General features: G+C 46.4%; 12 protein-coding genes and 1 pseudogene. 6 read left to right on the top strand and 7 right to left on the bottom strand.

The window, feature by feature from the left end; genetic code table 11:
* Window positions 1-86: 86 nt before the first annotated feature.
* On the bottom strand, window positions 87-668 hold the full coding sequence (locus OH773_RS10840; protein WP_270145607.1) for a nuclear transport factor 2 family protein: 582 nt from the start codon (window positions 666-668) through the stop codon (window positions 87-89).
* Between the two features lie 108 nt (window positions 669-776).
* Between OH773_RS10840 and OH773_RS10835 the strand changes: the two genes are divergently transcribed.
* The 3 genes and pseudogenes from OH773_RS10835 to OH773_RS10830 all read left to right on the top strand — a co-directional run bounded on the left by OH773_RS10835 (window position 777) and on the right by OH773_RS10830 (window position 6429).
* Complete coding sequence (locus tag OH773_RS10835) at window positions 777-1661, top strand: LysR substrate-binding domain-containing protein (RefSeq protein ID WP_270145605.1); 885 nt, start codon at window positions 777-779, stop codon at window positions 1659-1661.
* A gap of 406 nt (window positions 1662-2067) precedes the next feature.
* Window positions 2068-2148 (top strand): annotated as a pseudogene (locus OH773_RS22435) (ESPR domain-containing protein); the annotation flags it as partial.
* A gap of 21 nt (window positions 2149-2169) precedes the next feature.
* On the top strand, window positions 2170-6429 hold the full coding sequence (locus OH773_RS10830) for an autotransporter outer membrane beta-barrel domain-containing protein (RefSeq protein WP_270145603.1): 4260 nt from the start codon (window positions 2170-2172) through the stop codon (window positions 6427-6429).
* A gap of 124 nt (window positions 6430-6553) precedes the next feature.
* On the opposite strand, the gene OH773_RS10825 is transcribed toward OH773_RS10830, so the two are convergent.
* From OH773_RS10825 to OH773_RS10815, 3 genes are all read right to left on the bottom strand, one after another.
* Window positions 6554-8110 (bottom strand): phosphoethanolamine transferase, encoded by a 1557-nt coding sequence (locus OH773_RS10825; protein ID WP_270145601.1) that lies wholly within the window; start codon window positions 8108-8110, stop codon window positions 6554-6556.
* A gap of 398 nt (window positions 8111-8508) precedes the next feature.
* Window positions 8509-10710: an autotransporter family protein gene (locus OH773_RS10820; protein ID WP_270145599.1), complete on the bottom strand. Its 2202-nt coding sequence runs from the start codon at window positions 10708-10710 to the stop codon at window positions 8509-8511.
* Between the two features lie 325 nt (window positions 10711-11035).
* Window positions 11036-11947: a LysR substrate-binding domain-containing protein gene (locus OH773_RS10815; RefSeq protein WP_270145598.1), complete on the bottom strand. Its 912-nt coding sequence runs from the start codon at window positions 11945-11947 to the stop codon at window positions 11036-11038.
* Between the two features lie 221 nt (window positions 11948-12168).
* Here OH773_RS10815 and OH773_RS10810 point away from each other — a divergent pair, with 221 nt between their 5' ends.
* Window positions 12169-12495, top strand: a complete 327-nt coding sequence (locus OH773_RS10810) for an EthD family reductase (protein ID WP_270145807.1) — start codon at window positions 12169-12171, stop codon at window positions 12493-12495.
* Between the two features lie 165 nt (window positions 12496-12660).
* Here OH773_RS10810 and OH773_RS10805 read toward each other — a convergent pair whose 3' ends face one another.
* The gene (locus OH773_RS10805) at window positions 12661-13353 is read right to left on the bottom strand and encodes an outer membrane protein (RefSeq protein ID WP_270145597.1); all 693 of its coding nucleotides are present in this window, start codon (window positions 13351-13353) and stop codon (window positions 12661-12663) included.
* 260 nt (window positions 13354-13613) lie between these two features.
* On the opposite strand from OH773_RS10805, the gene OH773_RS10800 reads away from it, so the two are divergent.
* Window positions 13614-13787 carry a hypothetical protein gene (locus OH773_RS10800; RefSeq protein ID WP_270145596.1) on the top strand — a complete coding sequence of 58 codons (174 nt, stop codon included), beginning with the start codon at window positions 13614-13616 and terminating at the stop codon, window positions 13785-13787.
* 168 nt (window positions 13788-13955) lie between these two features.
* Here OH773_RS10800 and OH773_RS10795 read toward each other — a convergent pair whose 3' ends face one another.
* Window positions 13956-14756: a MipA/OmpV family protein gene (locus OH773_RS10795; protein ID WP_270145595.1), complete on the bottom strand. Its 801-nt coding sequence runs from the start codon at window positions 14754-14756 to the stop codon at window positions 13956-13958.
* Window positions 14757-14847: 91 nt separating this feature from the next.
* A complete protein-coding gene (locus OH773_RS10790) occupies window positions 14848-15213 on the bottom strand; it encodes a hypothetical protein (protein ID WP_270145593.1) in 366 nt (121 codons plus the stop codon).
* Between the two features lie 245 nt (window positions 15214-15458).
* Here OH773_RS10790 and OH773_RS10785 point away from each other — a divergent pair, with 245 nt between their 5' ends.
* Window positions 15459-16310 (top strand): aldo/keto reductase, encoded by an 852-nt coding sequence (locus OH773_RS10785; RefSeq protein ID WP_270145591.1) that lies wholly within the window; start codon window positions 15459-15461, stop codon window positions 16308-16310.
* Window positions 16311-16323 lie beyond the last annotated feature (13 nt).

The raw sequence follows: 16323 nt of genomic DNA, 5'->3' as shown, positions 1-16323 counted from the left end.
TTAACGGCAACATTGCGCCAGTGCTCCGTATTCCTGGCAATCAAGCTGGTGGATGGCGTGCTACGTATACCATCAGGAACAGTGAGTTAACGGGATAACCATGTTTTAGCATCACGTTTCATGTCTTGTTCCAGCACACTGCCTCGTGTGGCAAACACACGTTGCACAGGGAATCCGCTCTTTTCCAGTATGTAGGCAAGCGTTGCGTATTCGCGTGGATACTTCGCCACGACGCTCTTATCAATTTCTACCAGGCCCATCGGGAAGGTAAATGTCCCCATATCGTAAATACTTTGGCGGTGAGACAGCTTCCAGACGCCATCGCGTTTTTCTACCCTATCGTAAAACCGGTTATGGCATTCACAACCCAGATTCAGTTTTACATTTTCAGCAATGATCATCGCATTGGTTTCGAGAATCGCTTTAGTACCGGTGGCATTAAATGTGATGGTCGGCGTCGCAATAAGGTGTTTGGTTCGTACATCTGATTCCCCCATACGCATTGAACCCTCAACGAAATCACTGCCCAGCCCTTCAAACCAGGTGATTTCAATTGTGCCATCGGGATGGAATAACTCGCGTAGTTGTTCCCACTCGCCGAGATCGCGGTGCATCCAGCCATTGATAAGGTCGTTAAGTGCCTGGCGATCCTGAAGTTGGTTTTGCATGTTCTGACTCCTGTTAGTTGACTGGATTCAGTCTGGTCGCGAAAGACGTTAAACTCAAATATATTGAATTGACTGATTAATCATTTTTAATGATGAATGGAGCGCTTAATGGAATTACGCCACCTGCGATACTTCTTAGCGGTCGCTGAAGAAGGGCACTTTGGTCGGGCTGCCGAACGGCTGAATATTGTTCAACCCGCATTGAGTATGCAGATAAAAGCGCTGGAAGCGGATCTTGGCGGCCCTTTGTTTATCCGCACCAGTCGCCGTGTCGAACTGACTGAGGCTGGATTACTTTTGCAGGTTGAGGCAAAACGTACGCTGGATAACGTTGAGCACGCGCGTCTGGTTGTAGAGCGTTCAATGCGTGGAGAAACCGGACGGGTGCGGGTAGGGTTTGCAGGAAATGCGGTGTTCAGCGGAATATTGATGAAAGATATGCGCTCATTTCATCATGCCTATCCCGATGCTGAATTGCTCTGTCAGGAAATGGCTCCGCATCTGCAAAGTGAGGCTATCCTGAGCGGAACGCTGGATGTGGGTTACATGCCTGATTATCCGCCAGAGCATAATTCTGCGCTTGTCTATGAATCAGTGGGTGAATGGGAAAGAGTCGTGGTGATGTGTAGCGATCATCCGCTAGTGGCTGAAAGTAAGCTAACAATTGATATGCTGGCGCATGAACCACTGATTCTCTACTCAGTCGATGATGCCGAGTCGCACTTAGTTGCCGGACTGCATAACTTGCTGGGTGATAAATTACATATTGCTTATCGAATTTCCAGCACGCTGAGTGTTCTCGCAATGGCGGGTGCAGGGCTGGGAATAGCACTGGTTCCCGCGCCGTTAGTTCAGGTGGCAATCCCTGGGGTTGTCTATCGGGTTTTAGACGCGCCAGAGTTGTCAGCGAATTTAATGATGGTCAGCCGTATAAATGAGAGCAGTGGTGCGGTACTGGCTTATCTTGGGCAGGCTCGTAAATATAAAATGTGAAATATATAAATAATGGTATTTCCAGAATGATACCGTGCTCGTGATGTCCTTAGTTGCAGGCGCTCTATTTCATTTGCTTATCTCAATATATTGAATTATTTCGTTTTACACATAATATCTGTAAATAATCAAAGGGTAGTGTACTGAAGTTATTTGATGCCAATAAAATACATTATTTAAATGATTGTTTTTATTGTGTTTTTATTTAAACCTCGTGATTTGTCGCTTCGCTACACATTCATTGCCTTGCATAATTGTAATAACAATAATAAATGATGTTATTATATAATACTATAGATGGCTGCAAGCTTTGTGCAATTATGTACATAGGAACATTCTTATTCGTACGTTGTGTAACGATATATTTCCGGTTATAAATCGCGTCTAATTATAAATTCGCGAGTTTATGGAAATGAATAAAGTCTTTAGGGTTATATGGAGTATTGCAAATCAATGTTGGATGGTTGTTTCAGAACTGGCGACATCGCAAAAAAAACAAAAAAGCAGTGTGAATAATACGAAACTCGGATCGTTATCCGTAGGTGTTTTTGCGATGTTATTTGGTAGTGCCGGCTATGCGGCTAACTATACCTCAACTATCACTGGCGATTTTACCTTCCCGGCTGGCGAAACCAGTACAGTCAAAACGACTACTGATAGCACTCCTGGTATCTATGCGGATTATGGTGAAACGATCACGTCTAATGATGACATTGTGGTGAATACCTCAGGGTCTGGCAGTAATGGCATCGCAGGCTTTTATGATACGAATACTCACCTTAAAAACGTCAATATTACGACCACCGGTAGGAACTCTTACGGGATCAAAAGTTCCGGAAACCTCACCAGCACAGGTCTGGTCACTATTAACACGACGAATGGGGGCGGAGGCATCAGGGCTGATAATGAAGGGAACTTTCATTTCACTGATGTTGATATCACCAATACGGGAATTAACTATACCGCGCTAAATGCCTATAGCGGCGACAGTGTGATTTCCGTTAGCGGAACCACAACAATTCATCTTGTTGATGCCAGCGCTGCCACGGGTGTTGCTACGCAAAGAGACACCGCGTCTGTCAATCTGAACGACGTCAACATAACGGGCACTGGCGGTTTTATGCGGGGTATTGCCGCATTCCCCGGCACCATTAATATTACCGGTAAGACAGTTATCCAAATTGCTCCTTCCGGAGATAACACGGGTGTTCTGGCACTTCTTGGTGGCGCTGTGCATCTTGCTGACGCCGATATTGACATCGCTGGCGATGATTCTCACGGACTGGATGCCGATGGCTCCAGCTCGTCCATTTCCAGCAGCGGCCTTATCAGGGCGAATCTAACCGGCAATAACAGTATCGGTGTATGGGCAGAGAACGGTGGTGTTATCAACCTGGTCAATACGGATGTGACGATGGCTGGCGATAATTCCGCAGGCCTGCTTGCTACTGGCAGCGGAAGTAAGATTACCAGCACCGGAACGACGGCGGTTCACACGACAGGTAATAATGCCTATGGTCTGCAGGCAACTAACGGCGGCACTCTCCACGCAGGAACCAGCACCACGGTGAACACTGCAGGCGCTGGCGCCACTGGTGTTTACGCAAGTGGTGCAGGGTCTGTCATCGATCTGACGGCTGCGACGACAGTAACGACTACGGGCGATGGCGCACATGGCATGCGACAGGACGGAACAGCCCGCATAAACAGCAACGGCGGCAGCATTACGACCTCGGGGGCGGGTTCCCATGGCTTCACCGCAACGGGCGGTGCGACCAGGACCTTTGATGGATCAGCGGGCAATATTCTGCCGACCATCACCGTCACAGGCGCAGGGTCGGCCATGCTCGATGCGAATGGAGCGGGTAGCCAAATTACGCTGAACAACCAGACGCTTGATATCCGTGGCGCAGCTTCTGCGAATACCTGGGGCATCAAGTCTGAAGCTGGTGGTCTGGTCACCGTCAATGGCGGCAGCACCGGAGGCACCGGATTATGGGCAACGGGCGCGGGCAGCAGCATTGTTTTGACGGGTGCTAATGCAGCCGGTTCGCGCATTCTTCTCGATACTGGCGCTGTTCTGAAGACGGACGCGGCAGGAGTGATTCTTGGATCACTTGAGGGCGATACTTCCAGCGCGGTCAATTCCAGCAGCGCAGGCGGTCAGCTCACCCTGGGCAGTAATAATCAGACGGGTAACGGCAGTCTTGTTGATGAAGCCCGTTTCGCAGGCGCATTGAACAATATCGGCCAGCTCACGAAAGCAGGAACTCTGACGCAAATTCTGAGCGGCACTAACAATGCGGTCGGCAGTGTTAATGTTACTGGCGGCACACTGAAGTTCGAACAGGCAGGCGCGTTTACCACATCGGGGAACTACACGACTCAGGCGGGAGCCACGACCAGCGTTGGGCAGGCGAATTCAACATTGGTCGTTGGAAGCGCATTCACCCAGGCTGCGGGTTCGAACCTGAATATCACCCTCGGCACATCACCTGAAATTCAGGCAGATACAGCAAGCCTTGGCGGGCAGCTTGTCATCAATGGTTTCGTCGATGGCCCGGCACCGGTCAAGGCCAGCGACGTGACAAAAAATACCTATACCGTGCTCCATACAGCGAAGGGTATTACAGGTGATTTCGCGAATAACCCACTGTCATCGACCGGAATAGAGTATTTGTTGCATGACGGGCATGTCTCAACGGATGGCAAGGATTATAACCTTGGCTTCCGCATGGCGTGGACTGACGGTCTTCAGACCAAGGGGACGGGGTCCTTTACTGTCGCACAGGGAACCGGATTTAATGTTGATACCGTGCTTGCTGACCAAAACGGCTCTTTTGACAGCGGTTGGGACGGTAAGAGTCTGACCAAGGCTGGTAACGGATTATTGGTTTTGTCGGCTGTGAATACCTATACCGGCAAGAGCACCATCAATGGCGGCACATTGCGTACTGACGTGGCGGACAGCATTGCCAGCAGCAGTGCCGTGACCATTAATGGTGGCGTGCTCGACCTGAATGGTCATGACCAAAAGCTCAATAAGCTGACGGGCACAGGAGGGGAAGTCCGTCTGAATGGTGCCACGATGACAGCGAACAATGCCACTATTGCAGATAACTCAACGTTTGCCGGTGATATTGTCGATGGCTCCGGTAAAGGTCATTTTACCAAGAGTGGCGATGGCTCACTGACTCTGACGGGTAACACCGGATGGACAGGTGACACGCATCTTGATGGCGGTGAACTGGTATTGGACGGCACTAAAGGTGGCGCTCATCTGGTCAGCAACATCGTCGCAAAAGACAATACCACGCTCTCGTTGCGTAACGGTGCCAGCCTGACCGGTTCGATCGATCCTACTGACGTTAACATTGATAAAGCCAGTCGCTGGAATATGACCGCCGATTCGCAGGTTGATGACGTCAACCTCGCCGGTACGCTCAATTTTGTTGCCCCGTCTTCGTCACCGATGGTCGCAGGGAAAACGCTGACGGCAACAAACTGGAGAGGGCAAAATGGCACGGTGATAATGAATACCGTGTTGAATGATGATACGACCCTCTCCGATAAGATTGTGGTTAATGGCAATACCAGCGGCAACACGTTTATCAAAGTGAATAACTTGGGCGGTAAAGGCGCGCAGACTGTTGAAGGCGTTCGTCTGGTCGAAGTTAAAGGGCTCTCGGAGGGGACATTCACGAAATCAGGCCGTATTGTCGCAGGCGTGTATGACTACGACATCGTGAAAACAGGGGCTGACTGGTCTTTGGCCAGCCATTACTTATTACGTCCGGAATCTGCGAGCTATACCTCCAACCTGGCGGCCGCTAATACGATGTTTATCACCCGTCTGCACGATCGTCAGGGCGAAACACAGTATATCGATGCGCTAACAGGTGAACAGAACGTCACCAGCATGTGGCTGAGACAGGTAGGTGGGCACAATCGCTGGAAGGACAGCACCGGTCAGCTTGATACGCAGAGTAACCGCTATGTCACGCAACTCGGCGGAGATGTGGCGCAGTGGAGTCCTGATGGTTTGCAGCGCTGGCACCTTGGCGTGATGGCAGGTTACGGCAGTAATGACAGCAATTCTCGCTCAAGTGCCACCGGCTACCATTCTGAGGGATCGGTAAGCGGCTACAGCACCGGGTTGTACGTGACCTGGCATGAAAATGACGAAACGAAACAGGGCGCTTACCTGGATAGCTGGGCGCAATATGGCTGGTTTAATAATGATGTCAAAGGCCAGGATATTCAGGGCGAATCGTATGAATCAAGCGGCATCAACGCGTCACTCGAACTGGGATATACGCACAAACTGGGTGAATATAGCGGTAGCCAGGGTTCTGTGAATGAATGGTTTATTCAACCGCAGGCCCAGGCAATCTGGATGGGGGTGACCGCAGATGACCATCAGGAAAGTAACGGGACGAAGGTGAGCGCTTTGGGAGAGGATAATATCCAGACGCGTCTGGGCGTTCGCACTTACCTCAAAGGACACAACAAAATGGATGCTGGCAAAAATCGCAGCTTCCAACCCTTTGTGGAAGCGAACTGGATCCACAACACTCATGATTTCGGAACGCGTATGGATGGTATAAATATTTCCCAGGCGGGCGCACGTAATGTTGGTGAATTGAAAACCGGTGTTGAAGGTCAATTGAATACTCATCTGAACGTATGGGGAAATGTTGGCGTGCAGATCGGCGATAAAGGATACAGTGATACATCAGCCATGATTGGTGCGAAGTATAGTTTCTAACTGATCCCAGTTATGTGACTCGTCGCTGATAGACTCACTGACCATGAACAAAGGGGTACATGTTAAACATGTACCCCTTTTAGTTAAAAGTCAGGGTCAACTCTATATTGGCCCGTTAATCCACTTACTTTAGGATTTCAATATCTGCCAGGCTGTTATAAGGAATAATTGACTCGCCATCATAAATGGACACATTCTCATCTGAATGTTCTATGGGTGATAAGGGCTTTATTTTATTTGAGCTAAATCCGGCCAGCCATTCAAAAATCGCCATAAAGTTATTTGCGCTCAGGTAATTATAATATGTGTTGTGCGTAAGTATGTCGCTGGCAATGATAAAGAATGGGGCGTTGTAATTTTGTTTGAATTCTCTGCCATGCAGAACAGAACGGGTATCCGTACCAAACAGAATGTACTGTACGTCCTGGCCAAAGATTAAATGACGTGATTTCTGTCTGACCGTCAAACCATGATCCGAGAAATACACCAGAGAGTAACTCTCTCCTTTATTCTTCAGGATTGACACTGCACGTTCGATAAAGCTATCTAGTTTTTGAATACTTGCCAGATAACAGTTTATTTCATTGTTGTTTTTAACGTTGAAGTTGACCGGGTAACCATTCAATCTTTCACACGGATCAGGATGGGAGCCTATCATGTGAATAAATATCACTTTTTGACCGCTTTCATTGTCTACAATTTGTTCCAGGCTATTCAACAGCTGCATATCATCGGCATTGTTAGAATCATAATCTCCTTTTTTTAAGAAAGTTTTATGTTGCGCATACTCTGCAATAACGGTCGATAGCGTATCATACTCACCAATATACCCCTGATTGGAAATCCAAAAAGTATTGAAATCAGCTTTATTCGCTAAAGCGACGACATTGTTTTTAATGTCAGTATCTTCACCATTGCTCATGGCCATTGTTCTTGGCAGGGAAAGATAGGTGTCAGGTGCCGCAGAAATATAATTCGCGAAGAAATAGCCAGGTGCATTTTTTAGCCATGGAGTAGTATCATGTTGATAGCCATATAATGACATATAATCTCGACCAGCACTTTCACCTACAACAACAACGATATTTTTATATTTTTTACTACTGGCAGAAGTCGTAAAATCATCAGGGATATTCTTTTGCGATTCAAGGGACTTTAATTCTGCCGTGTACTGGTTGCTATAGCCAATAGTAGATACTAACATTCTGGCTGGAATTGATTTGATATTAATAATGCAAAACAATATAAGGTAAATAACACTTGATTTTTTACTAAAACCTTTCCCTTTAATCACATATAAAATCAAAAAAAAGACAGTGATAGAAAACATCAGCAAAGCAGTCGAGCTGACGCCTTTGATAAATTCAGTCATTTCACCTTTATTGGTTTGATACGCGGAAGCAATATAACCAAAGCTTATCTGCCCAAAATCATGTCCTATAGGAATGTACAAGCAAATAATGAAAAATGAAATTATTGTAAGGTAGAATGCGATTTTATTTTTTCTTGCAATGCATAATGATATAAATGTCAGCGCCATATTTAAGGGTTTTTCGTACCCGGTATTTAGCGGTATGAGTATTGATAAAATCAATGCCGGGATAACCCATCCTAAGTTATCCTTTAATATAGTAAACATTTCTCGTTTGTTATATTTATATAGCCATGACGGTTTATACATTTATCATCAACTTATTCTAAGATGCATCGTTGTTGGTGACCACCATCAACAACATGCAGAGATAGCTGCCTGTTGGTGCGGATGTGCTGTTTATTGATTCAAATGTTAGTGTCAATTGGATGTGCTGCGGCGGCTATTTTTCTGTTTTATGATCCATGTCAATATAAATCATGTAAATTCAGGGGAGGGGGCCACTTTATTAGTGGCCATGTTTCTTCGCATAATGACACACAACCTGGTTGTGCAATTCGGTGGATTCTGTACGTTAAAGTAGAATTTATGGAACATCTGTTCGGAATATACAGATGTTCCCTTACGGCATCACAGCAATCATTGTCAGTCGCAGAGATCAAGGACATCGCTCACGATTACGTCCGGGCTACAGAATGCGGCGTTAATTAGAACTCATATGCTACGCCTAAATAACCGCTGACTTCGTTTTTCACATCGCTTGCAATCAGGGTATTCACTTTCGCGGTGGCGCTTAAATTCTTGGTAAAGCTAACATTCAGGCCGGTGCCGATGTTGCCGCCGTTCAGGTTTTGGCCGTCAAAGCTGTAATCGCTTGTCTTGAATTGCGTATCCTCAGAGAAGCGCCCCACGTAAGAAGCCTCAACATAAGGGCGCAGTGTCTGGCCGCCTTTCAGGGTGAACGTTTTACCCGCTTTCGCGCCGCCACCTGCAAAGCCTGCTTTGTATTTACCGTCCGCAACGTGGCTGTAACCGTCGCTGTATCCATCGGTTTTAGTCTGGCTGTAACCCAATACGCTATAAGGCTGGATCCACCAGTCGTTAGTAAGATTCACCTGTGCGCCGAGCCGAGCCTGCCATAACCATGACTGACCATCATAATCACTGCCCGCGCTCAACTTGCCATCTTTGCCGCTGGCTGAATAGCTCATATCGCCATAGGTTGCGGTAGTGTCTGCAAACAGGTGCCAGTTTTTACCCTCTGGTTGATTCTGCGTCCAGCCCGCATAGAGGCTGTAATAATTGCCTTTAATGTCGTTGCTACTGTCGCTGCTGGTTACATCCAGATCATTATGGAGATAACCCAGACCCGCACCTATCGCCAGCGTATCACCGTTGGAGAGTAAGAAAGCAGTATCCGCGCCCAACTGGAAGCCGGAAATATCATTGCTATATTCCGTAGCGCCAGCAGTGCGATCCCCGCCTGAATAGATACCGTCTAACCATACATTGCTGGCGCTGGTCTGTGCGCCGTTTTCGGCCATATGACGGGCGTCTAAATGCTGCGTGATGCTGTTGGCGATGTGGTGAATCATTTCATCAGAGGCTAACAAACCCGCCTGCGCAGCCTGCAAATCAGCGGCAATTGCTGGCGTTTTTGGTGCCGGTGCCGGTGGTGTTGGTTCCGGTGGTGCTGGTGGCTCCGGCGGTGAAGGTGGTTTAAGTGGCGTCGGTGGCATTTCATTAGCATCAAAAACAATGCTGTAATAGCCTGTTTTTGCTGGATCTGTCGTAACGGTATAGCCGATGCGATCAAGTACGTAGGAACCGGTGCGCACCGTGTCCGCAATATAACGGCCATTAATGCTATTAGCGATTGCGACTTGTTCGCCCTCATTAAAGAAGAAATAAGAGGCTTTACCGGTGTTAACCAGTGACGGATCAACATAATTAATATTAAAGTCTACATGATCAAAACCGGTGATTTTCTGGGATGTCTCGGCAGTTTCACCGCCAATCATAGCGCCGTTATTAACATTCACCGTCAAAGAATCATCAGTATTAACCCCGTTGACCACGGCAGAAGTAATATTATTTCTGTAAGTCCCGTTTGACAGGTTTATTGTTGAACTGGTTACGGTATCAGCATTTGTATACGCCCCCATTGTAACAGCACCCGTTACCGTTGCGTTGTCAAGATTTAAAGTATTATTTATGCCTTGTTCTGTTATATTTCCCGTTAAAAAAGTGCCATTATTCAGGGTGATAATGTTAATTCCTTTGCCCATATACCCCAAAGATACGACATTACCTAATAACTCAGTATTGGAGATATCTACTTCGGAAATTCCTCCGACAACCGCAGCGCCTGCAGCTATTATAGGAATATCGGATGGTAAGTCTTTTTGACCCATCCCTAGTGAACTATTATTCACTTTTAAAATAAGATTACCACCAAATACAGTCACAGGACGATTAAGATTCGGGCTGTTATTTATCGTTGTATCAGCATTTTTTATAAGGGCGTTTACATATATTGCGCTATCTACATTATTTTCTATGTTTGATGCAGATGCTTCTATATTATTAAATACCGCCGTTATGTTTCCTGTATATGAAACTAAAATCACCTTGGCATTATTAAGTCCAGATTTATCACTGACAGCTGAATTTGTCATTTCTACATTTATATCACCAGCATTATTAGTTACATTTAGACCTTTCTCAAACCAAGCGTTATCTGCTGTGATGTTTAAAACTTCATCCGATACATTAACACCTACCGCAGAGGGATAATAATTGCTGTAATCAAGATCTTCAGCGTGTGCATAATTCCCAACCGCGACAGATATTAATGATGCAAGAGCTAGTTTTTGTGTGTGCCATAAATAGGGCGTTACTATTTTCATTCTTATCTTCCTTCCTTTATTTCTTTTTGAATTCATACCCATTAAAACCAAAAACTACAATCCGTGTTTTTTTTGTGTCAATTTTTTATTGACGGCGACAGAATAGCACCCTGTTTTTTATTTGTAGTCCATTCTTGGATAGAATAAAAATCAATATATAATATATTTGTATTTTTATTCTTGTTATATTCACGGGGTTTATGATTGTGAGATTTGTTTTCGCTCAACTGATGAAATAAGGTGGTTTTGGTTTTGGGGCGATATCGGGAGGGGAGGATAGCGCTTGTTCCTGGCGCGGGCATTTATCCATCAAAACCCGGCGTAATTAATCGAGCAAGCCGTCTTCTGCAGCCTTAACTAGCGTATCCACAACATAGCGTATTTTAGGCAGCAATTGACGGCTTTTCGGCCACAGCGCACTGATTGGCATTTCACCTCCGGAATGCCCAGGAAGAACCTCCTTCAACTCACCACTCTCAAGGTATTTACCGACCAACCACACGGGTAATTGCGTCAACCCGCACCCCGCCAGCGTAGCAGCAAGCATAGCGTCACCATCACCAAATTCATGTGTTGGAGGTGGGGTAAAGCGGCTGATTTGGCCATTACTCTCCTTCAGCAACCAGGAAATAGGCTGATTGCGGCGAAATCCGACAACACACTGATGCTGGCTCAACTCATTCTGACTGACGGGTTCTCCATGAGAAATCAGATAATTGGGTGAAGCACAGATAACCAGTTTTTGCGTCGTCAGTCTTCTGGCGACCAGACCGCTGCTGTCTGCCAGTTCCCCAATGCGGATGACAAGGTCAATTCCTTCTTCGATAAGATCAACAAGACGTTCACTGAATGTGACTGTCAGTGCCAGCTCTGGGTAGCGTTGGGTAATATCGAGAAGGATGGGCAAGATGCGCTGTCGTCCGAAGGCCGCAGGTAAGTCAACCCTGAGTCTCCCGGAAGGCTGATAGATATGAGACGTCAGTTCCGCTTCCGCCTTTTCCAGGATGTCTATCGCACTCTGGCAACTGGCGAGAAATCTCTCGCCATCCGGCGTCAGGCTGAGCCGTCGTGTCGAACGCTGAAAAAGTTTCAGCCCGAGACGCTCCTCAAGACGCCCAACACTTTTCCCGACTGCGGATTTAGTCAGTCCAAGTTTTTCGGCAGCAGCAGTGAAACTTCCCTGTTGAGCTGTCGTAACAAAAGCGGTGATACCGCCAAGATGATCTGTTCTTCTCATAATTTTCCGTCAGACGCCTCAGTCCCGCGTGGCATGCCGAATGGTCAGATAGCCATAAGATAACCCAAATCAGCACCCTTATTGTTGAATCTATGTCCGCATTGTAGCGAACTAAACCCGGTTTATCGTGGATAAAAAAACAATCATAGTTATTTCCTCATTAACAGTTTCACCATTTTCATTATTTTTTGTACATCTGACTTAACTCAACGGAGAACATGATGGCCTCAGTTAAAGGTTTCAAACACGTGGGATTTCTTACCCGTAAAAAAGGCCAAAGCTTTGAAGATTTCGTTAAACACTGGGAGGAAGTTCACACGGCGATCACGCTCAAACTCCCCGGGTTGAGAGGTTATGTGCTCAATCCAATTGACCGTGAAAAATACCCTGATTCACCGGTCGATGGGTTCTCTGAACTGTGGTTTGATTCGATAGAAGATGCGATGACGGCTTTTGATTCACCTGTCGGTAAGGAAGCATACGAAGACGTACCCAATTTCGTAGAGCACGCAGCTATTACTTATATTGCTGAAATTAGAAAGCTGTAATTTTTCCTTCTCGGGTTTATGAGAATCCATTATAGGTGGAGTAGGGAAGTGGCAGGCCAAAGAGATTAAGCTGGCTTGAAAGGGCATGAGAGAATATTAACGAAAAAAAACACGATAAAGGTAAATACCCTTATCGTGCCATTTTCTGATGAGCATTTTAGCGGATTAGAAGTGGTAATTTAATCTTGCCGTTACTGTGCTGTAATCAGTTTTCATATTACGTTCAGTTGCTTCTGGGTAATTAGGATCGCTCAGGGCAACTGAACTAGATCCTAAATTAGTGTACATATATTCGATGCCACCAGACAGGTTTTCATTGAATTTGTACATAACACCCACACCAACATTAGCGCCAGCTCTGATATCGGAAGTGCTCGTGTTAAATTCTGCGGTTTTGCAGCCAGTGGTCTCGCTTACCAGTGACTTATTGCATCCGAGCGAGTGCTCAGTGTTAGCAACGGTTACTCCCGCTGTAACGTATGGTAAGAATTTATCAATCGCATAGCCAACTTTGAAATTAAGTGAACCGGATTGATTGATTTTATCTTCTCCGTAGTACGGGCTGTACTGATTGTTATCCCTGTCTTTCCAGTCGCCGGTGAGGCCATTTGCAGACAAACCAAGCTCAACACCCAGTACAATATTATTATCAAGCTGCCAGTTGTGACCTGCCTGAATGCCACCCGTCATGCCATCAATATTTTGCTTGAAAGCATCGGAATTCCCGACATCCTGATTTTGCCCCCATCCGTACCCAATGTTGGCACCTGTGTAAAATCCTTCCCAATTTTCTGTGGCTGCAAGGGAATTACCAGATAGGAATAACAATGCAGCGGCAGATAAAATTGACTTGTTCATTTTTAACATCCATTTAAATTAACAGTTAACGATGGTCATTATAAGTGCTGCATATTTTTCCATCCAAGGCGCTATTTGTTTATTTTTAGTAAAGTAAAATCTTCCCATGGAAGAGATTAGTGAATTTTGTTGCTGATTTTTAGCAGAACACTGCAGTTGTAAATATGAAGCTATATGCCAATTAAATTCATGTCATTTTGCGCATGCGCAAATCAAACTTTCTGGCAGAACGGTCGGTGATTATTGAGGAAAGAAGAACGATGCGTACAGTCGGAAAAATTGAGTATGATCTGGAACGTGTTCGCCGGGCGCGTGATGCCAGGAAAACCAGTCGTGGTGGCAAGTCGAATTATGAGATGGCCAGTGTGATGGTATCAGCACTGGAGAAAGATCTTTCAGAGGCTATCAGCAACCAGGGCAATGACGCTGATTAATCACTGGATTCTGTCTTAGCTTACCTTGGTGCGCATAATGTATATTATGTTAAATTACGGAATTGGTAACCATCCTCTATGGTCACTCAAAGCCATTTGGCTCTCCTTCTGTTTTGCTGAACAACGATAACTGCGCCATACGGAAGCATTCCTCCCGCAGCTCGTTTGCTACCAGGTATAGCCGACCCCGGCAATGACATATAACTCGCCGTTATGCTGAACGATCGGACTGTCAGCAATACTTTTGTCGTACAGTTCATAGTTGGCGGCCAACAGCCCCATCCAGTGTGGACTGAAACGGTAACTGGTGACCACCGCCGCCATCGGTGAAAACGTGGTCCCGGTGTCCCATGCCTGACGCTGTGGAGTCTCTTCCGCCGACGAGACGCCACCGAAATAGTAATTAGCCATTTTATCGCTGCGGATCATCATCCCCATGCCCGGCATCACTAGCAGATTGCCTTTGATAATCGGAAAATCAGCCCACAACAGTAACTCTTGCCCGTTGCTGCGCCCGGTGATATCCGTGGCAAAACGGGCACTCAACAATGCATAAGGTGTAATGATTGTGCCACCGACCCCAGCTTCCAGTTCCCCTTTCCGCTTATGCATCCCATGCAGCGAATCTGCGTCATCCGGGTCAAGATTTCCGAATCGATAGCGACCATAACCATACAGCGCCACGTTATCGTCCATATGGAAATAGTAGCGAGCGCGGTCGCCCAGATACATCAGTTGGTCGCCAAAATAGAGGCCGCCAGGAATCAGGTAAGTACTGTTATCCTGCCCCTGATAGCGAGCCTGCCCGCCCAGCCCCGCAGCACCGACGACAAAACCTTTTGGCACCGGGCTTTGCGGGTTATCTCTCGCCAGAATATCCAAAGAGCCGAGATCCATGTCGGCGCAGACAGAGGTACTGAACAACAAAAATGCGATCATCGCAGCCACAGCATTGCGGTTTACTGTCATTATTTTCTCTAAATACAATCGGTTAGTGTGTGATTTTATCGACCGACAAATGTAGTTTGTGACAGTGATAAAACAAAAATGTTTTCGTTTTTTATTCTTCTTCCTGTTCAGATTTGCGGTCGGCCTCAATACGAGCGACCAAATCCTCGTTGGCTTTGATAACCTGAACTAACTGATTAAACACTGTCATTGCGGCGGAAAAATCTTGAGTAAAAGAACAGGAAAGTGGCACGCCGTCATGTTCAAAGTACACAACTGGCGTACACGACTTCCCTCCCCCATAATCGAAATCACGGTCAAATGTGCGAACGATATCAATCGAATACTTCGTTTCCTCATCATCGCTGTCGTCAGATGCAAACGCGACCAATACCACCCGATAAATTAAACATCTCTGTTTCAAACCTTCTGTTCGTGCTATTTGAGGGGCGAAATATTCTGCTATGTACTCTTCCATCAGGTTGCCTCTAAAACGTAGCCCACAAATTCTCAATTTGATGATTCTACCTTATAAACACAATAAAGAGATCGAAGTCCCTTTTGCATAAGCCATTGCAAGTCACTCATTGATCTAGCATCAGTGGCTATCCGGATAATTGTAATTGATGAATATTCCTAATAAGCCCTAGCGGATTACCCTATCTAATCGAATAAATCACTTTGCATTATGCTTCTCCTGAACAATAGTTGAAGGACAACGCCATGCAAACAGTAAAATTGAACAACGGTATTGAAATGCCCCTGCTGGGTTTTGGTGTATTTCAGATGACGGATGCTGCCGAATGCGAGAAAGCTGTTATCGATGCTATCAATACGGGTTATCGCCTGATTGATACCGCTGCGTCCTACCAGAATGAAACTCAGGTCGGGAACGCAATCAAACGCAGCGGCATCTCACGTAACGAACTCTTTGTAACGACTAAATTGTGGCTGCAGGATACAAATTACGACGGCGCTAAAGCGCAGTTCGAACGTTCCCTGAACCGACTTCAACTGGACTATATTGACCTGTATCTGATTCACCAGCCGTATGGCGATGTCCATGGTGCCTGGCGTGCAATGGAAGAGCTTCAGCACGCAGGAAAAATCCGCGCCATTGGCGTAAGCAACTTCCACCCTGACCGACTGGCCGATCTTATCGCTTTCAACAATGTCGTCCCAGCTGTAAACCAGATTGAAGTAAACCCCTTCAACCAGCAGCTGCACGCCGTTCCGTGGATGCAAAGCCGTGGCATTCAGCCTGAAGCCTGGGCACCTTTTGCTGAAGGTAAAAATGGTCTGTTCCAGCACCCCGTATTAACGGCGATGGGTGATAAATACGGTAAAAGTGTGGGTCAGGTTGTCCTGCGGTGGATCTTTCAGCGCGGCATCGTTTCGCTGGCAAAATCAGTTCGCAAAGAGCGAATGGCTGAGAATATCAACATCCTTGATTTTGAACTCAGTACTGAAGATATGCTGCGAATTACCGCCCTTGATACTGCAACCAGCGCCTTCTTCTCCCATCGTGACCCAGCGATGGTTGAATGGCTGACTGGCCGTAAACTCGACGTTTAAATCACGACTAAAG

It is taken from the genome of Buttiauxella sp. WJP83, from assembly GCF_027594725.1.
In the GTDB taxonomy this organism is placed as follows: Bacteria; Pseudomonadota; Gammaproteobacteria; order Enterobacterales; family Enterobacteriaceae; genus Buttiauxella; species Buttiauxella selenatireducens.
This window is presented reverse-complemented; position numbering and strand designations above follow the sequence as displayed.

Bases quoted from the DNA above. Each gene is read 5' to 3' on its own strand.
- OH773_RS10840 (WP_270145607.1), bottom strand. From the start codon at position 668: ATGCAAAACCAACTTCAGGATCGCCAGGCACTTAACGACCTTATCAAT.
- OH773_RS10835 (WP_270145605.1), top strand. From the start codon at position 777: ATGGAATTACGCCACCTGCGATACTTCTTAGCGGTCGCTGAAGAAGGG.
- OH773_RS10825 (WP_270145601.1), bottom strand. From the start codon at position 8,110: ATGTATAAACCGTCATGGCTATATAAATATAACAAACGAGAAATGTTT.
- OH773_RS10820 (WP_270145599.1), bottom strand. From the start codon at position 10,710: ATGAAAATAGTAACGCCCTATTTATGGCACACACAAAAACTAGCTCTT.
- OH773_RS10815 (WP_270145598.1), bottom strand. From the start codon at position 11,947: ATGAGAAGAACAGATCATCTTGGCGGTATCACCGCTTTTGTTACGACA.
- OH773_RS10810 (WP_270145807.1), top strand. From the start codon at position 12,169: ATGGCCTCAGTTAAAGGTTTCAAACACGTGGGATTTCTTACCCGTAAA.
- OH773_RS10805 (WP_270145597.1), bottom strand. From the start codon at position 13,353: ATGAACAAGTCAATTTTATCTGCCGCTGCATTGTTATTCCTATCTGGT.
- OH773_RS10800 (WP_270145596.1), top strand. From the start codon at position 13,614: ATGCGTACAGTCGGAAAAATTGAGTATGATCTGGAACGTGTTCGCCGG.
- OH773_RS10795 (WP_270145595.1), bottom strand. From the start codon at position 14,756: ATGACAGTAAACCGCAATGCTGTGGCTGCGATGATCGCATTTTTGTTG.
- OH773_RS10790 (WP_270145593.1), bottom strand. From the start codon at position 15,213: ATGGAAGAGTACATAGCAGAATATTTCGCCCCTCAAATAGCACGAACA.
- OH773_RS10785 (WP_270145591.1), top strand. From the start codon at position 15,459: ATGCAAACAGTAAAATTGAACAACGGTATTGAAATGCCCCTGCTGGGT.